The organism is Rhodothermus marinus (assembly GCF_009936275.1).
GTDB classification, from domain to species: Bacteria; Bacteroidota; Rhodothermia; order Rhodothermales; family Rhodothermaceae; genus Rhodothermus; species Rhodothermus marinus_A.
This window is the reverse complement of sequence record NZ_AP019797.1, coordinates 470,653-494,115: the sequence shown is the minus strand read 5'-3', so window position 1 is coordinate 494,115 and position 23,463 is coordinate 470,653. Positions and strand designations below refer to the sequence as shown.

Genomic DNA, 23,463 nt, shown 5'->3' with positions numbered 1-23,463 from the left:
ACATGCGGCGCTGGCTGCTTTCGATGCTGTTCTTGAGCGTGGGGGCCATCCCGGCGGCCGCGCAGCGCTGGACGGTAGAAGTTCAGGCCCGCGTCAGTCGCACCCAGGTGGGCATGGGCGAGACGGTCGTCTACACCGTCGACATCATCGGCGCCCTGCCCGACGGATTGCGCATGCCGGAGCCGCCCCCGACCGAAGGGCTGGCGCTCGTCTATCCGACGCCCACCGTACACCGCCAGTACTCGCTGATCGGCGGGCGCATCCAGCAACGTATCCGCTACAGCTGGCGGTTTCGGCCGGTGCGTCCCGGCAAAGCCCGCATCGGCGCCTTCCGGCTTCAGGTGGGCGATCAGACGCTGGCCACCGATCCGATCGAACTGACCGTCTACGATGCACCCACGGCACCGCCCGCCGAAGTGGCGCCGAACGCATCCGCTGCACCCGACCTGTTTATCGAGGCCACCCTGCAGCCCACCATCCCCTACGAAGGGCAACAGACCGTGCTCGAATACCGACTGTTCTTCCGGGAAGGGCTGCAGGTCTGGCGTAGCCGCCTGGTGGGCTCCTGGGAAACGGAAGGGTTCTGGCGCGAGGAACTTGAGGTGGAAGATCGGCCGCTGCCCGAGCGGGTACTTCGCAACGGCGCGGCCTATTACACCTTCGTGCTGCAGCGCATCGCGCTGTTTCCCACGCGGAGCGGAATGCTTCAGATCGATCCGCTCACCATCGAAAGCGAAGTCTCGCTGCAGCCGGATCCGCTCGATCCCTTCGCCTCGCTGCTGCGTCCGGGTCCGAGCGAACCGCAGCGCGTGACGGCTCCGGCGCTCACCGTGACGGTGCGTCCGCTCCCGGACGGAGCGCCGTCGGGTTTCGTCGATGCCGTGGGACGATTCCGGCTGGAAGCCGAAGCCTCACCTACCGAAGTAAGTGTCGGCGAGCCGGTAACCGTCACGATCCGTCTGTCCGGATCAGGAAACCTGCCCACGCTGACGCCGCCCCGGCCGGACGTGGACACCAGCTTCGCCGTCTATCCCGCCGACGATGCGCTGACGCTCGACCGCCGCGGCGCGCGGCTGACCGGCACCCGCACGCTGTCCTACGTGCTCGTGCCCGGCCGGGCCGGGCGTTTCACGCTGCCACCCGTGCGCCTCGCCTACTTCGATCCGGAGGGCGGCGTCTATCGCACGCTGACGGCTCCGCTGCCGGAGCTTGTCGTGCATCCGGCCTCGGCCACGCCCACTGCTCCGGTGGCGACCGCTTCCCCGGCGGCCGTTCATTCTCGGTCATTTTCATGGATCCGGTGGCTGCCCTATGCCGGCGGAGGGCTTCTGGTGATCCTACTGCTGCTGTTGCTGGCGCAGCGACGGCGCGCGGCCCGCCGCCCGCGACCGTCGCCCGTGCAACCCGACGCCCTTCCACCGTCCACACTGGAGCCCCGGCTCTTCTACCGACGGCTGGAAGAAATGCTGCGACGGGCGGCCGGACGCTACCTGGACGAAGACGTGCGCGGCCTGACGCGCACCCGCCTGTGCGACCGCCTGCGCCAACGCGGCCTGCCCGAAGCGGAAGTGGCCCGCATGGCCCGATTGCTGGCCGCCTGCGAAGCCGCCTGCTACGCCCCGACGCCTCCCGACCCCGTCCAGACGCTCCACGACCACCGCGAGGCCGCCCGTCTCCTGGAATCCCTCGAAAAAAAGGCCCCTTCCGAAGAAGGGGCCTGAACGGGACTTCGCTCTGCAAACAGGCGCGTGCTCAGGCGCTGACGGTCGGCTCGTAGAGCGCGTCGAACTGACGCTGTGCTTCGACCAGCGCCGCCCGCATCAGGTCTTCGGCACGCGCCGTCTCGCGCCGGGCCAGCAGCGCCAGCAGCTCCGACACGTCGAGCTGCTGTGCGGCGCGGCGGCAGGCCTCCCAGCTCAGAATGCTGCGCACCACGCGGTCGATGGCCTGTTCTTCGTTGTCGTAGGGCCGGGGCTGCATGTCGTGCCCGAGCCAGCGGTTGTACCCGTCCTGCTCCAGCAGACCGGCCAGCGCGATGTTCATGCCGTTGACGCGCGTGCCGTGGTCGATGTCGTAGCGCCCCGGACCGCCCAGAATGATGCCGTCGTTGTAGCCCTGGCTGTTCAGGTGGAAGTGGACCATGGCCCGTTCTTCGAGCTGCTCCACCACATCGTAGACGGCATCGAGACCGATCATCTCCGAGTGGCCGATTTCCATGTTGACCCCCTTCTTCGACCGATCGATGCCGTACTCGTCGGCGAGCTGGCGCCAGATGAGCAGCGCACTGGCCACGGTCGGCAACAGCATGGCCGGATGTCCTTCGTTCGGCTTGGGCTCGATGCCGATGTACATGAGCCCGCCTTTTTCCTGTTCGAGCTGGCAGAGGCGCGCCAGACTTTCCTTCAGGTTACGGTACATCTGGCGCACCCCCACCGTGGCCAGGTCGTAGCCGAACGAGCCGTTCCAGATGACCAGCGTGGGCGCTCTGTCGGGGTCCGGATGCCAGACCTTGCGCAGCGGACCGTAGGCCAGCTCCACCGTGCGCCGGCCCAGTTCTTCGGCGGCCGCCCGCTCCTTCGGGTCGAGCGAGCAGATGCCGCCATAGCCGAAATGAATATGGGCGCCCGGCGTGATCATCGCCAGATGCAGCCCGGTCTCGGCCAGCGCCTTCGCGACCGCCTCGGCGTTCTGCTCGTTGATCTCGTTGTCGTAGTGCAGCTCAACGCCCAGCGTGATCGTATCGGGCAGGCGCGGTGCGATCTTCTCTTTGACCAGATAGATGAACGCGACCGTGTCGAAGCGATCGGCCGCCCAGGCCGGACGAACGTTGGCCGGGACGAAGCCGCCCTTGCCCGCATTGAACGTCCAGCGACAGATGCTGTGGAAGGTCTGTGCGTTTACCATTGTTCAGTCAGCCGTTTGAAGTTGACGGGAGAGGATTTCAGACCAGTGGTGGTAGGCTTCCACATAGGGTTCCTGCCAGGACGGATCGGGCTCGATCGTGGCCACCGGCGGCACGCCCTGGAAAGCCGCCTCGGGCGAGGCGTACACGCCGGCCCCGACGCCCGCACCCCGAGCGGCACCGGCCGCTCCGTCCGTGTCGTACAGTTCCACGACCGTCCGGTTGACGGTCGCATAGATCCGGCCAAAAAGCGGACTCAGAAACAGGTTGGCGCGTCCGGCCCGGACCTTTTCGACGGCCAGCCCCATGCCACGGATCACTTCGAGGCCGTAGGCCAGTGCGAACACGATTCCCTCTTTGGCCGCCCGGAGCAGATGCGCCCGGCCGTGGCGGTTGAAGTCGAGGCCGTGCACCGAAGCGCCGAGGTTTCGGTTGCGGAGCATGCGCTCGGCTCCGTTGCCGAAGGGGAGCACGCGCACGCCGTCAGCGCCGACCGGCACCGAAGCAGCCTGCTCGTTCATCGCTTCGTAGCTCAGCGTACCGCCCAGCAGGTCCTGTCGGAGCCAGCGGTAGAGGATGCCCGTGCCGTTCAGGCACAACAGAATGCCGTAGCGGCGCCGCTCGGGCGTGTGGTTGACGTGCACGAACGTGTTGACGCGCGTCTGGGGATCATAGCGCGGCGTATCGTCCACGGCGTAGATGACGCCCGACGTGCCGGCCGTTGTGGCCGCCTCGCCCGGATGCAGCACGCCCAGCGAGAAGGCGTTGTTCGGCTGATCACCGGCCCGGTAGGTGACCGGCGTGCCGGGCCGGAGCCCCAGCACCGCAGCCGCTTCCCGCGTCAGTTCGCCCTGTCGGCCGAAGGTGGGCACTAGGCGGGGCATGAGTGCATGGTCGATCCCCAGATGGTCCAGCAGCCAATCGGCGGGCTTTTCTTCCAGGAAGTCCCAGAAGATCCCTTCCGAAAGGCCCGAAACGGTGGTAGTCGGCTCGCCGGTCATGCGAAAGGCCACATAGTCGCCCGGAAGCAGCCACTTGTAGGCCCGACGGTAGATGTCCGGCTCGTTTTCAAGCACCCAGCGCAGCTTGGCGGCCGTAAAGTTGCCGGGACTGTTGAGCAGGTGGCGCAGGCAGCGTTCCTGCCCCAGCTCCTGGAAAGCGCGTTCGCCGACAGGCACGGCCCGGCTGTCGCACCAGATGATGGCCGGGCGCAGCACGCGCCCCTCCCGGTCGATCAGCACCAGCCCGTGCATCTGGTAGGAGATGCCGATGCCGCCAACCGCTTCGGGATCGAACAGGTGGCGCTGGCGCAAGGCAGCCACGGCCTGCTGCACGCACTGCCACCACTGCTCCGGATCCTGCTCAGCCCAGCCAGGATGAATCGATTCAATCTTTAATTCCTGTTCGGGAACCGTTACAGCCGCCAGCACGCGCCCGGACTCCGCTTCAACCAGGGCCCCTTTGATGAACGAGCTGCCGACGTCGAAACCCAGCAATAACATGATGAACCGGATCGTGTCCCGCGTTTTTCGCCTGTAAGAATACAAGATCCGGCCCTGGAATTCAATAGCAAGGCGCACGAAAAGTGAAATAAAAGAAGCGATTCACTTTTCACATACCGCTCAGGTGGGCACGACCGCCCACACCAGCAACAGCAAGGCCAGAAGCAGCAGTTGAGCCAGGGCGGGACGCAGGAGCGGTCGCCGCCGGATGAGCTGCAGCAGATCACCCCCAATGAACCAGGCGACAAATACAGAGAGGGGAAGCGTCCAGACGGCTACCAGCAGACTTTCGGCCGATGGCAGACCGGTACCCAGCAGACGGCTCAAAAGCGCTACCATCCCAGTAACGAATCCGAGATGCAGCCCGAGCAGCAATCCGACAACCTGCCACCGACGCATGCGTGCCTGTATCTGGTGCAACAAATTCTAAAAATAGCTTAGGAATCCCACGGCACAGGCCGTAGCAGCTTCTCCGCATTGGCCATGGCATCTCTGGCGCATTTCTGATGGCACCTCTGGATACATCCGCCGGACCTCGCTTTTGTGCCCGGGCGGTGTTATATTTGGAAAGTACCCCCGATCTCACCAGCCCGGCAGGAAAGCGATCCGATTGCTACAACGCGACGTGCCCACACTCCGAGCAAGCAAGCTGTGCCAATGAAGGGGTGGCGATTCCTGCCGGTGCTCTGGTTGTGTCTGGCCTTACCGGTCCGGGCGCAGGATGCCCCGCTGGGCGGTTTTGCCTTTCTGCGTCTTGCGCCCTCGGCCCGCGTGACCGCGCTGGGCGACACGCCCACAACCGTCGCCGACGACGACGTGGCGCTGTTTCTGCTGAATCCGGCCCTGCTGCACCCCGCGCAGCACCGCCAGTTGCAGGTGAGTTACCTGAACCACCTGGGCGACATCCGTGCCGGTACGATCGCCTACGGCTGGCACCGGGGCGAACTCGGAACGCTCGGCCTGGCGCTACGCTTTCTGGACTGGGGCGCCATCGACGAGGCCGACCTGGAAGGCAACCGCAACGGCACCTTTCGGCCTATCGACCTGGCCCTGACGGTGGGCCTGGGACGCGCCGCCGGCCCGTCGCTGCACTACGGCGCCAGCCTGCACCTGATCCACACGACCTTGGCCGACCGACGGGCGACGGCCCTGGCGCTGGACGCCGGCTTCCGCTACGAGCTGCCCGAGCACCTGCTGACGCTCGGCGCCAGCCTGCACCACCTGGGCGTCACGCTCCAGACGCTGGGGACCACTCCCGACCGCCTGCCCTTCGACGTGCGTCTGGGCCTGCGCAAGCGCCTGCGCTACCTGCCGCTGCAACTGACCCTGACCGCCTACGACCTGCCCCATTTCTGGCAGCGCCCGGAAAATCAGACCTGGCTCGGTCGCCTGTTCTATCACCTGAACTTCGGAGCCGAACTGGGCGCCAGCCGTTCGTTTCAACTGCGCTTCGGCTACAGCTACCGCCGCCACGAAATGCTCAAAATCCGCCCCCGGCTGGACCTGGCCGGCTTCAACGCGGGCTTCGGATTGCGCCTTGCCGGCCTGCACTTCGACTATGCCTTCAGCTCCTGGTCCTCGCTGGGCACGCTCCATCATCTGACCGTTCAGACGCAGCTATAATCCAGACCTTCCCGAATAATTGCGCTTCTGCTGCGGCACAAATCGGCGGGAACGGCGCGTTTTGATGGCGCCAATTTGCCTTTCATCTTGACGAATACCCGGCGCCTCCGTATCGTTGAAGGCGCGCCTCACCCCCCGGGACGTGCTCCTTCCCCGGCGATTTCCCCCGTGATCGCCGGGGTTTTTTGTGGTCGGAAAACAACAGGGCCCCGGCATGATTGCCGGGGCCCCGCACGCTGCCCTCCGCGGCCAGACCGGTCAGAAGTTGATCTGCACGGCCGCCCGCAGGTTGATCACATTCTGCCGCTCAATCGTAACACCTTCCGCTGTGATCTCCTCGGGGTGATCCGTCAGCACATAGGCGCCCACGCCCTCTTCCACGGCCACCGGCACATCCAGCAGAATGCTCCCGTCCAGGATGATCTTGACGTTCTTCTGCAGCCGGTAGGTCAGCATGGGCGTCACTTCGTGGATCGGATCGTCGCCCACGGCATCGCCGCCCAGCTCGTCGAGCTGCACCAGCGCGTAGCGCAGACCGAAGGCGACGGTCTCCAGGCTGTAGGTAGCCTGCGCGCGGACGGCCGTCACGGCCACATCGCCGAAGTCGTTCTTGTACTGCCCGTAGGTGACCTGGCCCTCCAGCCAGAGCGCGCCCTGCGCGGTCGGATAGCCCAGCGCGATGTCGCCGCCCCCGATGAGCAGCTCCCCGGCCTTCAGATGACCGGCCTCACGCCGGGCGATGTGCGGATTCCAGCCGCTCTGCAGCAGGATGGGCTTTTCCTTGTTCCAGACGTTCAGCGCCGAGGAATGCCCGGCGATCACGTCTTTATAGTAGGTGACGTTGGCGCCCAACCGCACCTCCAGTTCGTCGCCGGAGGGCATCGGCTTGAGCCGGAAGAGGTCATGCCCCTGGTTCGGACCGAACTGCACGCGCGCCGTCACGAACGGAAAGCCGAACACCTCGGGCAGATACCGGTTCGGGATGCTCCGGCCCAGACCGGTCTGCAGCGCCAGTGCCAGCGAGACGTTCTCGCTCGGATAGGCGTGCAGCGCCGCGCCGTAGTCCCGCAGCAGCCCCACGAACTTCTGTGCGATCGAGCGTTCCACGAAGGGCAGGTAGGCCGAGTAGGTCAGCCCTTCAGCCCCGGCCGGCACCTTGAACTGGCCCAGCCGGACATAGACGTTCTCGACGCCCGGGAAAGGCACGTCCGCATAGAAGTCCTGCAGGATCTGCGGCATGCCCCAGAAGCCCGAACGCGAGACCGGAATTTCGACCTCCGGACCCGAGAGCCCCAGCTCGACCCGATAGCGCACGCCCTCGTAGGTCCCCTTCAGGTAGACGCGGGTCCGGCTCAGAAAGTGATAGATCCGCAGGTCATCCCGGAACGGGTCGTCCACATTCTGAATGAGCCAGTCGGGCCGGATGAAGCCGTGTACCACCGGCCCCTCGTTTTTCGGCTGGTCTTTATCCTGGCCTGCGGCCGGCAGGGTCCACAACAGCAGCGCGATCAGCGCCAGGATGCCACCGGTTAACCGTGTACGCATGGCTGTTTCCTCCTGGTTGGTTGTTCAGGGTTGGTTCAGGGAATCCGCCGCGGCCACCGCGCACGGCCGCCACGCCACGGGCTGCACGACCAGGTCGAAGTGTACCGTGATCTGATCGTGCACCCGGATCAATCCCAGCAGCGCGGTGGGCGGCTTTACGTTGAAGTCGGTCAGTTTCAGCGGAAGCGAGCCGACCAGCCGGGCGCGCCCGGACGCCAGCAGTTGCCCCGCCGCCTCGAAGTGCACGGTGCGCGTCGTGCCGGCGATCGTCAGCGTCCCGGCCACTTCCAGCCGGGCCGAGTCGGCCGCGGGCGTCTCCAGCACGGCCACCTCGCTCAGTTCGAAGCGGATCTCCGGAAAGCGATCGGCCTGGAGCGCCTCCTGCAGGTCCCGGTTCATGGCCTGCTTGCCGCAGTCGAAAGCCCGAACCGGCACCACGAGCCGCGCCTGCACCGCCCGCCCTGCTTCGACCTCGCCAACCCCTTCCACCCGGGTAGCCGCGCAGGTGAAGCGGTTGACCGTCGAGCGTCCCTCGATCCAGACCCGGCTCGCCACCGGATCGGGCACGTAGCAGGGCGTTCCCCGGAAGCCCAGCAGGAGCAACACCGCGCTCAACAGACCGATCACACGCATGGCGCTTCGCGATTTACGGGTTGCCGGAAGTCGGGCGCGCCACCACGTCGAAGTGCACGACCACCTCGTCGCCCGTCCGAAGCGTGCCCAGCATGGCCGTCGGCGGCTTGATCCCGAAGGCCTTCATCGAAAGGGGCTGCTCCCCCTGAAAGCGCCAACCGCCGTCTTCCGGGCGGGCCAGCACCTGCATCTGCACCGGCTGCTCCGCACCGGCGATCGTCAGCCGTCCCTGCACCTGGAGCCGATAGCCCTCCGCTGCGGCCGCTACCGAGTCGACCCGCGTCAGCACAAAGCGAATCTCCGGATGGTCTTCCGCCTTCAGCGCCTCCCGCATTTTGCGATCCATCGTGCCGTTCTTGCACGAGATGGCCGCCACGGGCACCACTACCTCCGTCGCCTGCAGCGAAGCCAGCTCACCGGCCTGCCCCAGTTCTACCCGACCCCGCCAGTCCGTCACCGCGCATTCCCAGTCGTGCAGCGTCGAGGTGCCCGTCACGCGGAAGGTGCTCCCCTCCGTCTCGAAGGTCAGCACCACCGGCTGCGCCCGCAACCCGAGCGGGAGCAGCAGCCCCAGTGCCAGGATCCAGATCGTGCGGATTATCCTGTTCATGATCGCCTCCCTGATGGCTTCACGTTGCGCGTTCAAACAACGAACAGATGGGTTCTCGCGCCGAAAGCAAAGCTTGATCGGTTGCGTAGGCGCTACCTGCAATCCTATGCCGGGCAATCTCTGACAGGGATGTCGGGGAAACTCCTACACACCCGACAGCGACCTGCTCGCAATACCAGGCACTACCACACGGTTCGCCACCCAATCTTCTTCAATAACGGCTATTTCGACGCTATCGTTGATCCGGGTTTGCGGAATAACGGAAACAGATTGGACAACACTTTTCCACAATCCCCTGTCAGAACCAGGGAGGCGTGACGAATAACGGATATTAAATCCAGATTTTTTCCACACCCCTTGCCGTCGCCTTGCGGGCGTGCTATACTTGCCGCCACAAGGCCCTGCCACTTCCGGGGCCGTGCTGTCGTGGCACGGCGGCCGGTACCGCCCGAGGCGGTGCCGGCGTCACGGGGGAAGCCGGTGGAATTCCGGCGCTGTCGCGCAACGGTAAAAGCCCGAATGCCCGCCCGGAAGTGCGATCACGGCCGGCGCCCACTGCGGGCGATCCGGCACACCCTGCGCGTCACAGGGTGGTGATCGGCTGCACGTGGCTGCTGCGTTCTGGCTCTGCCGCTCGGGCGACCCACCGTCGCCGTTCGCATCGGCTGCTGCTGCCCTTCTCCACCTTCTGGCCGCGGGGGACCTCGATCCTGAACGTTTCACCAACCCGAGGTACCGCCATGGCCACCCTGCATACCCTCGTCACCGACACGCTGCCCACCGTCGTCAAGCGGGACGGCCGACGCGTGTCGTTCGACCCCGAACGCATCCGGCGCGCCCTCGAAAAAGCCTTCCGCGCCACGCTCGAACTACCTGCCGACGCACCTCTTTCGGCCGAGCTGTCCGAAGAGATCGAGGCCCTCACCGGCGCCGTGGTGCGCTGGTGCCGGGACCGCGCCGAGGTGTCCGTCGAAGAAATTCAGGACGAAGTAGAACGCACGCTCATGCGGGCCGGGCGCTACGCCGTCGCCCGTCGCTACATCCTCTACCGCGAGGCCCGCGCCGAAGCGCGCCGCCGTCAGCAGCTCACCTACCGCCGCGCCGACGGCACCGAGGCGCCGTTCCCGCACGAGGCGCTGCGTGCCCGCATCGAAGCGGCCTGCGACGGACTGGACGACGTCGATCCCGAGCTGGTCCGGGAAGAGCTGCTCCGCACGGTCTATCCGGGCATTCCCGAAGACGAACTGGACCGGGCGCTGATTCTGGCGGCCCGCACGCACATCGAACGCGAGCCCGACTACACGTACGTGGCCGCCCGGCTGCTACTGGACGCGCTCTACCGCGAAGTCTTCGGCCGCCCGATACCTCCCTCCGAGCAGGCCAAAGCCTGCCGCGCCGGTTTCCGGGCGTACCTGGAGCACGGCGTCCGCCTGGGCCGCCTCGACGAGCGCCTGCTCCGGACGTTCGACATCGACCGCCTGGCTGCCGCGCTGCATCCCGAACGCGATCGCCAGTTCACCTTCCTGGGGCTGCAGACGCTCTACGACCGCTACCTGCTGCACGAGCCCGAAGGCCGCCGCTTCGAGCTGCCCCAGTACCTCTGGATGCGCGTGGCCATGGGGCTGGCGCTCGCCGAAGACGATCCCACCGCCCGCGCCATCCAGTTCTACGAGCTGCTTTCCAGCTTCCGCTTCATGAACTCCACGCCCACGCTCTTCAACGCGGGCACGCCCCATCCCCAGCTTTCTTCCTGCTACCTGACCACGGTGCAGGACGACCTGGGCGCCATCTTCAAGGCCATCCGCGACAACGCGCTGCTTTCGAAGTGGGCCGGCGGGCTGGGCAACGACTGGACGCCCGTCCGCGCCCTGGGCGCCCACATCCGGGGCACCAACGGCCGCAGCCAGGGCGTCATCCCCTTCCTGAAGATCGTCAACGACACGGCCGTGGCCGTCAATCAGGGCGGCAAGCGTAAGGGAGCCGTCTGTGCCTACCTGGAGGTCTGGCATTTAGACATCGAAGAATTTCTGGAGCTGCGCCGCAACACGGGCGACGAACGCCGCCGCACGCACGACATGAACACAGCCTGCTGGATTCCGGACCTGTTCATGCAGCGCGTGCGGGAGCGCCGGCACTGGACGCTCTTTTCGCCCGACGAGGTGCCCGACCTGCACGACCTGTACGGCCGCGCCTTCCGCGAGCGCTACGAGCACTACGAACGCGAGGCCGAGGCCGGCCGCATCCGCAACTGGCGCCGCGTCGAGGCCGTCGATCTCTGGCGTAAAATGCTTTCGATGCTGTTCGAGACCGGCCATCCCTGGCTCACCTTCAAGGATCCCTGTAACATCCGCTCGCCCCAGGATCACGTGGGCGTCGTCCACTCCTCGAACCTCTGTACCGAGATCACGCTGAACACCTCGCCCGAGGAGGTGGCCGTCTGCAACCTGGGGTCGATCAACCTGGTGGCGCACGTGGACGAGCAGGGCGAGCTGGATCGGGAAAAGCTGCGCGACACGATCCGCACGGCCGTGCGCATGCTCGACAACGTGATCGACCTCAACTTCTACCCGATTCCGGAAGCGCGCACGTCGAACCTGCGCCACCGGCCGATCGGTCTGGGCCTGATGGGCTTTCAGGACGTGCTCTACCGTCGGGGACTCTCCTACGCCAGCGAGGCCGCCGTGGAGCTGGCCGACGAACTCATGGAATTCATCGCCTACTGCGCCTACGAGGCCTCGTCGGACCTGGCGGCCGAACGGGGCGCCTACCCCACGTTCAAGGGCTCCAAGTGGGATCGCGGCCTGCTGCCGCTCGACACGCTCGACCTGCTCGAAGCCGAACGCGGCGAGCCGGTGCCCGTCCCGCGCACGGCCCGCCTCGACTGGGACGCGCTGCGCGAGAAAATCCGCCGCCAGGGCATGCGCAACTCGAACGTGCTGGCCATCGCCCCCACGGCCACCATCGCCAACATCTGTGGCGTGAGCCCGTCGATCGAACCCACCTACAAGAACCTGTACGTGAAAAGCAACCTGTCCGGCGAATTCACCCAGCTCAACCCCTACCTCGTGCGCGATCTCAAAGCGCGGGGCCTCTGGGATGAGGAAATGCTGGACGATCTGAAGTACTACGACGGCTCGGTGCAGGAAATCGACCGCATCCCGCCCGAGCTGAAAGCGCGCTACCGGACAGCCTTCGAAATCGAACCGCGCTGGCTCATCGAGTGCGCGGCCCGGCGCCAGAAGTGGATCGACCAGAGCCAGTCGCTCAACCTGTATCTGGCCGAACCCAGCGGCCGCAAGCTCAGCGAGATGTACCAGCTCGCCTGGCAACTCGGCCTGAAGACCACCTACTACCTGCGGGCGCTGGCCGCCACCCAGATCGAAAAATCCACGCTCGACATCAACCGCCGCGGCATCCAGCCCCGCTGGATGAAAAGCCGCTCACCGTCGAGCGACATCGTCGTCCGCCGCGACGGCCCCGCCTGCTCGCCGGACGACGAAAGCTGCGAAGCCTGCCAGTGATCTCTGTTCAACATTCCCGTCCCACACCAAAACCGAGTACAGCCATGATGGAGCTTCCCGCTTTCGGATCGCGCCGCATCCGCGTCGAAGACAAGCGCCTGATCAACTGCCACGAGGTGGACGTCAACCAGCTCATGCCCATCAAGTATGCCTGGGCCTGGGAGCACTACCTCAACGGCTGCAAAAACCACTGGATGCCCAGCGAAATCCCCATGGCCCGCGACATCGAGCTGTGGCGCTCCGATAAGCTGACCGACGACGAACGGCTGGTCATCCTGCGCAACCTGGGCTTTTTCGCCACGGCCGAAAGCCTGGTGGGCAACAACATCGTGCTGGCCATCTTTCGCCACGTCACGAACCCGGAGTGCCGCCAGTACCTGCTCCGCCAGGCCTTCGAGGAAGCCATCCACACGCACGCCTTCCTCTACATCGTCGAAAGCCTGGGCCTCGACGAGGGCGAAGTCTTCAACATGTACCGCGAAATCCCGGCCGTGGCCCGCAAGGACGAATTCGAAATGGAGCTGACGCGCGAAGTGCTGCGGCCCGACTTCACCACGGCCACCGTCGAAGGCGCTCAGGCCTTTCTGAAAAACCTGATCGGCTACTACGTGATCATGGAGGGGATCTTCTTCTACAGCGGCTTCGCGATGATCCTCTCCTTCCACCGCCAGAACAAGATGACCGGCATCGGCGAGCAGTTTCAGTACATCCTGCGCGACGAGACGATCCATCTGAACTTCGGGATCGACCTGATCAACGGTATCAAGGCCGAAAATCCCGAACTGTGGACGCCCGAGTTTCAGCGCGAGGTGCAGCAGCTCATCGAAGAGGCCGTCGAGCTGGAAGTGGCCTACGCCTACGACTGCCTGCCGCGCGGCGTGCTGGGCCTGACGGCGCCCATGTTCCGGGAGTACGTCCAGTACATCGCCGACCGACGTCTGGAGCGCATCGGTCTGAAAGCCCGCTACGGCTCGAAAAACCCGTTCCCCTGGATGAGCGAAACGATCGACCTGCTCAAGGAAAAGAACTTTTTCGAGACGCGGGTCACCGAATACCAGCAGGCCGCTGCACTCTCGTGGGATGAATGAGCAGGAGGAACTGGATTGGAACCAGCCGGTCTCAACGCAAAACAAAACAGCAAGATGAAACCACTGGATCGCATCACGATCAACCCGGAAATCTGTCTGGGTCAGCCCACCATCCGGGGAACGCGCATCACGGTCAGCACCATCCTGAAGCTGCTGGCCTCGGGTAAAACCGTACAGGAGGTGCTGGAAGCCTATCCGGAGCTGGAAGCCGAAGACATCTACCAGGCGCTTGCCTATGCGGCCTGGCATGTTTCGGAACAGCCATAATCGCACTGCGGCATCGGGCCGCCAGGATGTCGCGAACGCGCGCCATCTGCCCAGGAAAAAGCCGTTTTCCGACGTCACTTCGGCTGCGCCTCCGTGGCTTACTACCGGCGGAGACTTGCTTGCAGTCAGGCACGAAGTGTCAGCGACCGGTTCCGGGGCTTACTGGCCGTGTACCAGATCCTTGCCGTAGTACTCCTTCAACCCTTTAACGTAAACGATCCATGATCCAGGCAACGAATCTTGGTTTTCCCCGCATCGGGCTCGCGCGTGAACTGAAGTGGGCCGTCGAGGGCTACTGGGCCGGACAGGTCTCGGAAAACGAATTGCTGGAGACGGCACGCCGGCTCCGCGCCCGGCACTGGCAATGGCAACAGGAGGCCGGGATCGACCAGATTCCCTCAAACGACTTCTCGCTCTACGACCACGTGCTCGACACGATCGCGCTCGTGGGCGCCGTGCCCGAACGCTTCGGCTGGCAAGGCGATACCGTCGACCTGGCCACCTACTTTGCCATGGCCCGGGGCGTCCAGGAAAAAGAGCTGGAAGCCCGGGGACTGGAAGGCACCGGCGTGCCGCCGCTGGAAATGACGAAGTGGTTCGACACGAACTATCACTACCTGGTGCCTGAATTCCACCCGGAGCAGACCTTCCGGCTCGCTTTCACGAAACCCATCGACGAGTATCTGGAAGCAAAGGCACTGGGCATCGAAACGCGGCCGGTGTTGCTGGGACCGGTCTCGTTCCTGCTGCTGGGCCGGGCGACGGTGGCCCACTTCGACCCGCTGACGCTACTCGATCGTCTGCTGCCCGTTTATGCCGAGGTGCTGTGCCGCCTGAAGGCGGCCGGCGCCCGCTACGTGCAGATGGACGAGCCCTGTCTGGTGCGCGACCTGCCGCCCGGCGCTCGCCAGGCCTTCCAGCAGGCCTATGCGGCGCTGAGCCGGCCCGAACACCCGGCACTCGTGCTGACCACCTACTTCGGCGGCCTCGAGGAAAACCTGCCGTTGGCGTGCTCGCTGCCGGTGGCGGCCGTCCACCTCGACCTGGTGCGCGCGCCCGAGCAGCTCGAGCCGGCCCTGGCCCACCTGCCCGAAGACCGCATCCTCTCGCTGGGGCTGGTGGACGGCCGCAATGTCTGGCGCACCGATCTCGACGCGGCCGCCGCCATGCTGCGGCGGGCCGTCGACGCGCTCGGCCGCGAGCGGGTCTGGATCGGTCCCTCCTGCTCGCTGCTGCACGTGCCGATCGACCTGGACGCCGAATCCGAACTCGACCCGGAAATCCGTCCCTGGCTGGCCTTCGCCCGCCAGAAACTCGAGGAGCTGGTCACGCTCAAACGCCTGATCAACGAGGGCGAGGCGGCCGTACACGATCGGCTCGAAGCCGCCCGCCGGGCGCGCCAGGAACGTCTGACCTCCCCGCGTCGGATCGATCCGGAAGTGCGCCGGCGCCTGGCTGCGCTTTCGCCCGAGATGACCCGCCGGGGCCGTCCTTTTGCCGAGCGCTACGCGCTGCAGCGCGCGCGACTGAAGCTGCCCCTGCTGCCCACCACCACGATCGGGTCGTTTCCCCAGACCGACGAGCTGCGCCGGAAGCGTGCGGCTTTCCGGCGGGGCGAGCTGTCCCGCGCGGCCTACGAGCAGTTTCTGGAAGCCACCATCGCCGAAACGATCGCCCGCCAGGAGGCCATCGGGCTGGACGTGCTCGTGCACGGCGAGCCCGAACGCTCCGACATGGTGGAGTACTTCGCCGAGCAGCTTCAGGGCTTTCTGGTCACGCGCAACGGCTGGGTGCAGAGCTACGGCACGCGCTGCGTGCGCCCGCCCATTCTCTACGGCGACGTGGCGCGGCGCGGCCCCATGACCGTACGCTGGACTACCTTTGCGCAACGCTGCACCGCACGCCCGGTCAAAGGCATCCTGACCGGCCCCGTGACGATCCTGCAGTGGTCCTTCGTGCGCGACGACCAGCCCCGGGCCGACACCTGCCGCCAGATCGCGCTGGCACTCCGCGACGAGGTGGCCGACCTCGAAGCCGCCGGTATCGCCGTCATCCAGATCGACGAACCGGCCCTGCGCGAAGGGCTGCCGCTGCGTCGCCGCGAACGGCCTGCCTACCTCAAATGGGCCGTCGAATGCTTCCGCCTTGCCTCCTGCGTCGTGCGCGACGAGACCCAGATCCACACGCACATGTGCTATGCCGACTTCGAGGACATCCTGGAGGCCATTGCCGCGCTCGACGCCGACGTGATCTCCATCGAGGCGGCGCGCTCGCGCATGGCGTTGCTGGAGGCCTTCCGGCGCTTCCGCTACCCGAACGCCATCGGTCCCGGTGTGTACGACATCCACTCGCCGCGCGTGCCGTCGGTGGAAGAGATCGAGACGCTGCTGGAACGGGCGCTGGAGGTGATCCCGGCCGAGCGGTTGTGGGTCAACCCCGACTGTGGGCTCAAAACGCGCCGTTGGGCCGAAGTCGAGCCCGCCCTGCGCCACATGGTGGAAGCCGCCCGCCGCCTGCGCGCCCGCGTAACAGCGGAGGCTATGTGAGCCACCATCGGGCTGAAACGTCCAGGCGGTCCTTCAAGGCCCCATCGCTCAGAATTCCTTTCCACGCGCTCCGGGATTTAATTGCGCTTCAAAAAATGCCGAGATATCTGCTCTGACCTGTTTCAAAACAACCGCTACATGCGTAATCAACGGCTGCAGCTTATTCCAGTCAATTTCAAAGGTATAGGCATGCCGAAAGAAATGCCGAAATCCCAAATAAGGCTCAAGCATGATTACCGTGTCTGGCCGAAGAATGGCGGACCGAATTCCCGGTACTGCAACGGACATACGTTGCAGCAGCGCGCGGTGCCATCCTTCTCCTTTCGGTACATTTTGATCAATCTCCCGGGCCAAATGCTTCAGGATGTTCTCTATCCCGTTATAAAAGCTATGCAGAAAAGCACCAATCGCAGCCTTATCTCTGTGCGAAGGTTCAGCCTGAGCGGGTAAGCCCGCTACAAGCTGCTGCAATTCTTGAACGAGCATCTCCAGGCGCGGCCATTCCGTCTCAATTTCCGACCGAAGCCGCATCAGGTGTGTCTTCCTCATAAAGTATGATCCCCTCCTGTAAAACCCTGGCACGAAGTGTCTGTGGTAAGGCCGGGTCTTCCAGATCGATCAGATCTACCGGTATGGGAAGCGTACGAAGCAGACGCCCCAGTGCCTCAAAAAAACGCGTAGCTGGCAATCCCTCGCAGGCAAGATCAAGATCTCCGAGCTGCAAGGATATCTCCGGCTTACCGCGTGCCGCCGACCCAAATAAAACAACCTTTCGAACGCCGAAAGCTTTTAGAATGGCAACGGCCTGCCGGAGGACTTCTGCAAGTTCAACCGTATTCGTTTGCATAACCTTCTCCCATCACCTCATCTCCAGGGTACTGGCACGAATTGGAGTGTTACCGGTTTCCCGCATCATCTCTCCACCGAGGCGGAAGTGGGGCGGGCGGAGGGGAAGCGCTGGCGGAGGGACCGGATGGCGGACGCCTCGCCGATGAGAATCAGCCGATCCCCTTCCTGCAGCTGCGTGTACGGCCCCGGCACGAAGCGTTTCTGCTGGCGCTGCACCAGCGCCACCTGGCACGAGGGCGGGAGTTCCAGTTCGTCCACGTCGTGGCCGATCCACGCGGCCGTCTCGTCGTCGGCGCGTAGCGTCAGCATCAGGAAGTGTTCGGGGTCCAGCAGCGTCGCCTTCAGTTCCAGCTCGTCAGCGGCGTTGCGCCAGCGCTCCAGGAAGTCGGGCTCGTCGATCCGTGAGGCCAGGTAGGCGAGCGTGCGCAGGTGCTTGCCGGGGTTTTCCTCGGGACTGACCAGAAACAGTATGGCATAGACCGTCTCCGGCTGGCCCGAGGCTGGCGCCTCCACGGCCTCGCCGTCGACGGTGATCTGTACGCCCTCGCGGCAGCGCACCAGCAGCAGTTCGGGCTCCTCGATCTCGGGCACGCGCAGGTGCGCCAGCGCCACGCCGTGCGTGATCGGCATCAACCCGTAGCGGGCGCCGTCGAGAAAGCCCCGGCTCAGGCGGGCGGCCGTCACCGGCAACCGCTGCGCCAGCAGCGCCGAGACGTCCTCGACCAGCTCCTCGAACGGCGCGCAGCGGTCCAGATCGCGCACGAAGGCCCGCGTGACAAGCTGCTCGAACGAAACCGCCTCGACCTCCTCTTTTTCGCGGGCCCGCGGCGGCAGAAACACCACCACCTTGTCGCCGGGCTGCGGCGTGAGCTGTCCCTCCTCGGCATGGACAAGCAGCTCGTTGCCCCGCACCACGAAGAGCAAGATCAGATCGTTCTCGTACTCCTCCAGTAGTGCCTCGTAGGTCAGCTTCTCGGAAAGCTCGATCACCCGGATTTCCCCGCCCTGGTTGAAGCGCTCGGTGAGCGTCGCATAGGTGACCTTCCCGCCGAAGAGCGGCCGTCCCCGCAGGTGGGCGGGCAAGTCCTGCTCGCCGTCTTCCGAACGCATGGCCAGCTGAAAAACCGAGGTGCTGTCGAACACCTCGGCGAAGTGCAGCGCCGCCAGGGCGTTCACCTCGTCGTTGGGCGTCAGCGCCAGAAAATACCCGATGCCGCTCAGATCCAGCTCGTCCAGCACCTCTTCCGAGAGCGCGTTCACCCGGGCTGCCGGTAGCCGGGCCCGTCGCGCCCGCGCAATGTTGTCGGCATTCGAGTCGATCAGGAGCACCTTGAAGCCCAGATCGCGCAGGACCGTCGCCAGGCGCCGCGCCCACAGGTGAGCGCCCAGAATCAGCACGCCCTGCGGGTTCGGATCGGCCAGTTTCAGGAAGCGGGCCAGCGGTGCGATCGTCAATCCGTAGAGCGCGACGGTGCCCACGATCACCAGAAAGACGAGCGGTACGATGGTCTGTGCCTGGCCCGGATAGACGGCCTCCATGCGAAAGGCGAACAGCGAGGCCACGGCCGCCGCCACGATCCCGCGGGGCGCCAGCCACGACAGAAACACCTTTTCGCGCCAGTTCAGGTTCGTGCCCAGCGTCGAGATCCACACGGCCACCGGCCGCACCACCAGCACCAGCGCCGCCAGAAACAGCAGAGCTTCCTCTTCGATGAAGCGCAGCGATTCGATGTCCAGACGGGCGCTCAGCACGATGAACAGGCTGGAGATCAGAAGCACCTGCAGGTCCTCTTTGAACTCCGTGATGCGCCGCACCGGCACGTAGCGCTGATTGGCCAGAATGATGCCCAGCAGCGTAACCTCCAGCAGGCCCGATTCTTCCTGCAGCACGTTCGACAGCGCAAATGTCGCCACCACGATCATCAGTGCGATCGGGCTCTGCAGATAGTCGGGGATGAGCCGTCGGTAGAGCAGCAGAATCAGCAGGGCCGCCCCCAGCACACTGATACCCACGCTGATCGTGATGGTCAGCAGCAGGCCCTCGACGGCATGCCAGACCGCTTCGCTCAGGCTCTCGCCCGCGCCCGGCGCCGCCTCCAGCAGCAGAATCGTCTCCAGCACGAGCACGGCCAGAATGGCCCCCACCGGGTCGATCGTGATCCCTTCCCACTTGGCCACGGCGCCCACCCGCCCCGCAGGTCGGACGTGGCGTAGCAGTGGAATGACCACGGTCGGTCCGGTCACCGTCAGGATGGCGCCCACCAGCACGGACAGGCTCGGATTCAGCCCGACGAGGTGGTAGGCGGCCAGTCCGGCCAGCACCCAGGTCACCAGCACCCCGATCGTGATCAGGTTGCGGACGGCCTTGCCCACCTCGCGCAGCTCCGACAGCCGCAGGTTCAGTCCGCCCTCGAACAGGATGATCCCGATCGAAAGCGAAACGAACGCGAACACCCAGTCGCCCTGCAACGCCTCGGGTGGCAGCAGTCCGGTTACCGGTCCGGCCAGAAATCCGAAGGTGAGTAGCAGCAGAATCGAAGGCAAGCGGAAACGCCAGGCCAGCCACTGAGCGCCCACGCCCAGCACCAGCACGGCCACGATGCCCAGTACGATGGACTCCATACGAGTCGCCTGTCGTTGGAAAATCGCGCACAGAGAGGCCGTCCGAGTGCACCGGCCATGGGCGGCGCCCCAACGGTTCGGCGTTACAAGATAACAAAGAAGGCATCTATCCGATGAGGCCCCGCAGGGCGGCTCCTTATAAATTCTCCCGATCCCTTGCGCAACAATCCATCATGTCGTTTTTTAACGGTGCTTCGTTCACCAGACCGGTTTATAAAAGGCCATGGCTCTGACCCGCCGACAGGCACTGCGCACGCTGGCCGGAGCGGCCGCGCTCGGCAGCATGGGTGCTCCCCTGGTGCTGACCTCCCGCAATCGCCCGCAGTTCAAAGGGCGCATCAAACATTCCGTCTGCAAGTGGTGCTACCCGAACCTGAGCGTCGAGGAGCTGGCAGCGGCAGGCGTCAAAATGGGGCTGCAGTCCATCGAATTGCTGGACCCACCCGACTGGCCCATCGTCAAAAAGTACGGCCTCACCTGTGCCATGGGGAACGGTCCTTCCCGCATTCCGGACGGCTTCAACCGACGGGAAAACCATGAGTGGCTCATCCCGCAGTTCAAAAAGCGGATCGAAGAGGCCGCCGAAGCGGGTATCCCCAACATCATCTGCTTTTCGGGCAACCGTAACGGCATGGACGACGAGGAGGGGCTGGAAAACTGTGTGATCGGCCTCAAAGAAATCCTGCCAACGGCCGAAAAGTACGGGGTCACGATCTGTATGGAACTGCTCAACAGCAAGATCGACCACCCCGACTACATGTGCGACCATACGGAATGGGGCGTGCGGCTCGTCAAGCGCCTGGGCTCCGAGCGCTTCAAGCTGCTCTACGACATCTACCACATGCAGATCATGGAAGGCGACATCATCCGCACGATCCGAGAGAACATCGAGTACATCGCCCACTTCCACACGGCCGGCGTGCCGGGCCGCCACGAGATTGACGATTCGCAGGAACTGTATTATCCTGCCATCATGCGGGCCATTGCCGATGCAGGATTCGACGGCTTCGTGGCCCAGGAATTCATTCCCACCGCCGACGATCCGCTGGAATCGCTTCGTCGTGCCATCGCCATCTGTGACGTGTGAGCCATGCCGACCTACGAAGACGCCCTGAAGCTCTTTCACGAGTGGACGCAATCGGAAAATCTCCGGCGCCACGGCTATGCCGTGGAAGCGGCCATGGCGCACTACGCTCGCCATTTCGGCGAAGATGAAACGCTCTGGCGCATGACGGGTCTGCTGCACGATCTGGACTACGAGCGCCATCCCACGCCCGAGGAACATCCGTACGTGGGTGTGCGCGTGCTCCGCGAGCTGGGCTATCCCGAAGAAATGCTCGAGGCCATCCTCGGCCACGCCGACTACACGGGCACGCCGCGCCGCACGCTTCTGGCCCGGGCGCTGTTCGCCGTCGACGAGCTGGCGGGCTTCATCACGGCCGTGGCCTACGTGCGCCCCACGCGGCTCGAAGGGCTGACGGTCAAATCCGTCAAGAAGAAGCTCAAGGACAAAGCCTTTGCGGCCGGCGTCAGCCGCGAGGACATCTACCGGGGCGCCGAAGAGCTGGGCCTTCCGCTCGAAGAACACATCGCCCACGTGATCGCCGGCATGCAGGCCGAGGCCGAACGGCTGGGGCTGGCGGCGCCGACCTCGTAGCGCGGCTCAGGAGACGCTCCTGATCCTCTGAGCAAAGGCCCGTACAGATAAAGAAAACGCCACGTCGCCTGACAGCGCGACGCGGCGTTCGTGTGCGTTTCGCAACTTATCGCAGATTCCCGAAGGCCACCTCTTTCTCCCGCGTGTCGATGATCGCGTAGTCGCCTTCGGCCAGCGAGCCGGGGAAGACCACCAGCGTATTCCCCAGCTGCTTCTTTTCCTTGCGGCCGCCCACGCCTGCACACACCACAAAGTGCGGATCGTAGGTCTTGATCAGGTGCGCCACAGCGGCCGGACCGCTCTGGTCGGCCGGTTCCTCGAAACGATCGGCCGGCGCCGTGTAGAACAGCAGAATCTTGGGCGGATCCAGGTGCCGCAGAAAGTCCAGCGAGAAAATCGCCTCCCAGCCCGGATAGCGCAGGAAGAACTCGTGATCCCGGGCTTCGACGGTCACCTCACCACCGAAGCCCGCCACCATGTAACGGCCGCCCAGCGGCGCAAAGCTCCGGTGCACCATGTGCACATGCGGCGTCACGATCTCGCTGTTGAAGGCGGCCTGCATGAAGAAACGCTCCGGCGCGTCGTTCCGGCCTGGAATCACGTACACCGGCACGCCGATCGTATTCAGCCGCCGGAAGAAGGTCATCAGCGACTCGGCGTCGTTCCTGCGCTCCTCGACCACCTCAGGCCGGGCCCGATCCGGCGGCCGTTGCTCGCGCACGGCCCGTTCCCACTCGGCTTTGCGGGCCTCAGCCTGCAGAATCTCGCCGGCAAAAAGCACAGCATCAATACGAGCTTCCTGCACGACCTCGGGAAGCCGGTCGATGTAGTCGAACGCTTCGCGCAGATCGCTTATGGCCAGCAGTTTCATCGTTGCCTCCGGGTTGGTGTTGACAGGTCTTCTTAAGAGAGAACTTTCCCGGGACAACGGTTTCGCACCAAACGTGACGAGGTGTTAACAAGAACCGCCCAGCTGTTTCAATTCCGGAAGCTTTGCACACATGAACTCCTTGATCTGCAATGCCAACGCATAGCACTGTCATGCTTCCTCATAGGAAGGAGCATAGAAATCATCCGGATATCAGACCTGAACGGCATAATCTGTCAAATTCCCCACCTCGATCTGAGCGAAATCTTTATCCACCTGTTGACAGCGGGCCAACAAATATTCCAGATTGTGTGTTCGCCCAAAGGCAATACCCCGGGATACCAGATAAGCCTTCAACAACTTCTCGACAAACTGTTGCGCATGAAAGCAAACTCCGCTGGTTACCACCTCCTCCGAAGGCAAACGCATTTCGTGTGTCATAAGCCTCAGGTCTTCGATCGCTTTTATGACCCAGAGACGCACTTCTTCTTTCATAACTTTAAAACATTGCCTTCTGTAAACACAGCCTGCACGACGGTACCCGGTACCTCTTTAAGCCGGGCAACCTCTTTCTGAGAAAAGATCAGTACATCGACATCCAGTAGCGCGGCGGCCAGCCGTCGGCGTATCTCCCGGCTGAGCTGCATTTTTTGAGGCACCGTCAATGCTTCGAAGGTGACGATCAGCACATCCCAGTCGCTGTAAGGTCCGGCCGTGCCCCGCGCCCGCGAACCAAATAGCAGAATCTGATCAGGCTCCAGGCCATGCTCCTGGAACACCTCGCGAATTGCAGTTCGAATCTGATCCAATGTCGCCTCCATGACTTTCACGCGACGTTCGGGGGAAAGCCGGGTTCGGGGGAAAGGGCCGGGCGCAGTTGCATCATGAGAAAGCGAAAGGCGCGGTCGAGCTCCTGCAGCGCCTCGGGACGGATGCGGTAGTAGGAGCGTGGTCCGTCGGTCTGGAACGTGATGAGCCCCACCTCGCGCAGCGTGCGCAGATGTTGCGAGATGGTCGCCTGAGCCAGCGGAAGCTCCTCCACCAGCTCGAAGCACGGCATGGCGCCCCGCTCGGCCAGCAGCTTCAGGATCGCAATTCGCGCCGGATGCCCCAGCGCCCGCATGAGCGCCGCCATGCGCTCCTCCGGCGGCAGGAATCGTTTCGTTTCGCTTCGGGCCATGTTTTTCCTGAAAAATCGTTTTTCGACGATAAACAATGATATAACATCCG

The 23,463-nt window shown here is 64.4% G+C and carries 21 protein-coding genes and 1 riboswitch; of the genes, 8 read left to right on the top strand and 13 right to left on the bottom strand.

Annotation, left to right across the window (positions count from 1 at the left end):
• Positions 1-2 precede the first annotated feature (2 nt).
• On the top strand, positions 3-1,721 hold the full coding sequence (locus GYH26_RS02265) for a BatD family protein (RefSeq protein ID WP_161540318.1): 1,719 nt from the start codon (positions 3-5) through the stop codon (positions 1,719-1,721).
• A 31-nt stretch (positions 1,722-1,752) separates the two neighbouring features.
• On the opposite strand, the gene GYH26_RS02260 is transcribed toward GYH26_RS02265, so the two are convergent.
• From GYH26_RS02260 to GYH26_RS02250, 3 genes are all read right to left on the bottom strand, one after another.
• Complete coding sequence (locus GYH26_RS02260; RefSeq protein ID WP_161540317.1) at positions 1,753-2,904, bottom strand: TIM barrel protein; 1,152 nt, start codon at positions 2,902-2,904, stop codon at positions 1,753-1,755.
• Positions 2,905-2,907: 3 nt separating this feature from the next.
• Complete coding sequence (locus tag GYH26_RS02255; protein WP_161540316.1) at positions 2,908-4,404, bottom strand: xylulokinase; 1,497 nt, start codon at positions 4,402-4,404, stop codon at positions 2,908-2,910.
• Between the two features lie 120 nt (positions 4,405-4,524).
• Positions 4,525-4,803, bottom strand: coding sequence for a hypothetical protein (locus tag GYH26_RS02250; RefSeq protein WP_012842950.1), 279 nt, complete (start codon positions 4,801-4,803; stop codon positions 4,525-4,527).
• Between the two features lie 258 nt (positions 4,804-5,061).
• Here GYH26_RS02250 and porQ point away from each other — a divergent pair, with 258 nt between their 5' ends.
• Positions 5,062-6,027, top strand: a complete 966-nt coding sequence (porQ, locus tag GYH26_RS02245; protein WP_161540315.1) for a type IX secretion system protein PorQ — start codon at positions 5,062-5,064, stop codon at positions 6,025-6,027.
• Between the two features lie 258 nt (positions 6,028-6,285).
• On the opposite strand, the gene GYH26_RS02240 is transcribed toward porQ, so the two are convergent.
• From GYH26_RS02240 to GYH26_RS02230, 3 genes are read right to left on the bottom strand one after another with little or no spacing between them, the layout of a single operon-like run.
• A complete protein-coding gene (locus tag GYH26_RS02240) occupies positions 6,286-7,572 on the bottom strand; it encodes a porin (protein ID WP_161540314.1) in 1,287 nt (428 codons plus the stop codon).
• A 24-nt stretch (positions 7,573-7,596) separates the two neighbouring features.
• Positions 7,597-8,205 carry a YceI family protein gene (locus GYH26_RS02235; RefSeq protein WP_161540313.1) on the bottom strand — a complete coding sequence of 203 codons (609 nt, stop codon included), beginning with the start codon at positions 8,203-8,205 and terminating at the stop codon, positions 7,597-7,599.
• Positions 8,206-8,218: 13 nt separating this feature from the next.
• Complete coding sequence (locus tag GYH26_RS02230; protein ID WP_161540312.1) at positions 8,219-8,815, bottom strand: YceI family protein; 597 nt, start codon at positions 8,813-8,815, stop codon at positions 8,219-8,221.
• 457 nt (positions 8,816-9,272) lie between these two features.
• Positions 9,273-9,348: riboswitch (adenosylcobalamin-variant (AdoCbl-variant) riboswitch) on the top strand.
• Positions 9,349-9,555: 207 nt separating this feature from the next.
• Here GYH26_RS02230 and GYH26_RS02225 point away from each other — a divergent pair.
• From GYH26_RS02225 to metE, 4 genes are all read left to right on the top strand, one after another.
• The gene (locus GYH26_RS02225) at positions 9,556-12,336 is read left to right on the top strand and encodes a ribonucleoside-diphosphate reductase subunit alpha (protein ID WP_161540311.1); all 2,781 of its coding nucleotides are present in this window, start codon (positions 9,556-9,558) and stop codon (positions 12,334-12,336) included.
• 44 nt (positions 12,337-12,380) lie between these two features.
• Positions 12,381-13,424, top strand: a complete 1,044-nt coding sequence (locus GYH26_RS02220; RefSeq protein ID WP_012842944.1) for a ribonucleotide-diphosphate reductase subunit beta — start codon at positions 12,381-12,383, stop codon at positions 13,422-13,424.
• A 54-nt stretch (positions 13,425-13,478) separates the two neighbouring features.
• Positions 13,479-13,691: a DUF433 domain-containing protein gene (locus tag GYH26_RS02215; protein WP_161540310.1), complete on the top strand. Its 213-nt coding sequence runs from the start codon at positions 13,479-13,481 to the stop codon at positions 13,689-13,691.
• A 221-nt stretch (positions 13,692-13,912) separates the two neighbouring features.
• Positions 13,913-16,237, top strand: coding sequence for a 5-methyltetrahydropteroyltriglutamate--homocysteine S-methyltransferase (metE, locus tag GYH26_RS02210; RefSeq protein ID WP_161540309.1), 2,325 nt, complete (start codon positions 13,913-13,915; stop codon positions 16,235-16,237).
• Positions 16,238-16,285: 48 nt separating this feature from the next.
• On the opposite strand, the gene GYH26_RS02205 is transcribed toward metE, so the two are convergent.
• From GYH26_RS02205 to GYH26_RS02195, 3 genes are all read right to left on the bottom strand, one after another.
• Positions 16,286-16,786 (bottom strand): hypothetical protein, encoded by a 501-nt coding sequence (locus GYH26_RS02205; protein ID WP_161540308.1) that lies wholly within the window; start codon positions 16,784-16,786, stop codon positions 16,286-16,288.
• Positions 16,746-17,084: a nucleotidyltransferase family protein gene (locus GYH26_RS02200; RefSeq protein WP_014066131.1), complete on the bottom strand. Its 339-nt coding sequence runs from the start codon at positions 17,082-17,084 to the stop codon at positions 16,746-16,748. The genes GYH26_RS02205 and GYH26_RS02200 overlap by 41 nt, the downstream gene beginning before the upstream one ends.
• Before the next feature lie 65 nt (positions 17,085-17,149).
• Positions 17,150-19,708: a cation:proton antiporter gene (locus tag GYH26_RS02195; RefSeq protein WP_161540307.1), complete on the bottom strand. Its 2,559-nt coding sequence runs from the start codon at positions 19,706-19,708 to the stop codon at positions 17,150-17,152.
• A 223-nt stretch (positions 19,709-19,931) separates the two neighbouring features.
• On the opposite strand from GYH26_RS02195, the gene GYH26_RS02190 reads away from it, so the two are divergent.
• Both GYH26_RS02190 and GYH26_RS02185 read left to right on the top strand, forming a co-directional pair.
• Entirely contained in the window at positions 19,932-20,795 is an 864-nt protein-coding gene (locus tag GYH26_RS02190) for a hydroxypyruvate isomerase family protein (protein ID WP_012842939.1), read from the top strand.
• A gap of 3 nt (positions 20,796-20,798) precedes the next feature.
• Entirely contained in the window at positions 20,799-21,365 is a 567-nt protein-coding gene (locus GYH26_RS02185; RefSeq protein WP_161540306.1) for an HD domain-containing protein, read from the top strand.
• A 106-nt stretch (positions 21,366-21,471) separates the two neighbouring features.
• Here the strand turns inward: GYH26_RS02185 and GYH26_RS02180 are convergent, their stop codons facing one another.
• From GYH26_RS02180 to GYH26_RS02165, 4 genes are all read right to left on the bottom strand, one after another.
• Positions 21,472-22,236: a metallophosphoesterase gene (locus tag GYH26_RS02180; RefSeq protein ID WP_161540305.1), complete on the bottom strand. Its 765-nt coding sequence runs from the start codon at positions 22,234-22,236 to the stop codon at positions 21,472-21,474.
• 210 nt (positions 22,237-22,446) lie between these two features.
• Complete coding sequence (locus GYH26_RS02175) at positions 22,447-22,728, bottom strand: HEPN domain-containing protein (protein ID WP_197738541.1); 282 nt, start codon at positions 22,726-22,728, stop codon at positions 22,447-22,449.
• A complete protein-coding gene (locus tag GYH26_RS02170; protein ID WP_161540304.1) occupies positions 22,725-23,054 on the bottom strand; it encodes a nucleotidyltransferase domain-containing protein in 330 nt (109 codons plus the stop codon). The genes GYH26_RS02175 and GYH26_RS02170 overlap by 4 nt, the downstream gene beginning before the upstream one ends.
• A 5-nt stretch (positions 23,055-23,059) precedes the next feature.
• A complete protein-coding gene (locus GYH26_RS02165; protein ID WP_012842935.1) occupies positions 23,060-23,413 on the bottom strand; it encodes an ArsR/SmtB family transcription factor in 354 nt (117 codons plus the stop codon).
• Positions 23,414-23,463 lie beyond the last annotated feature (50 nt).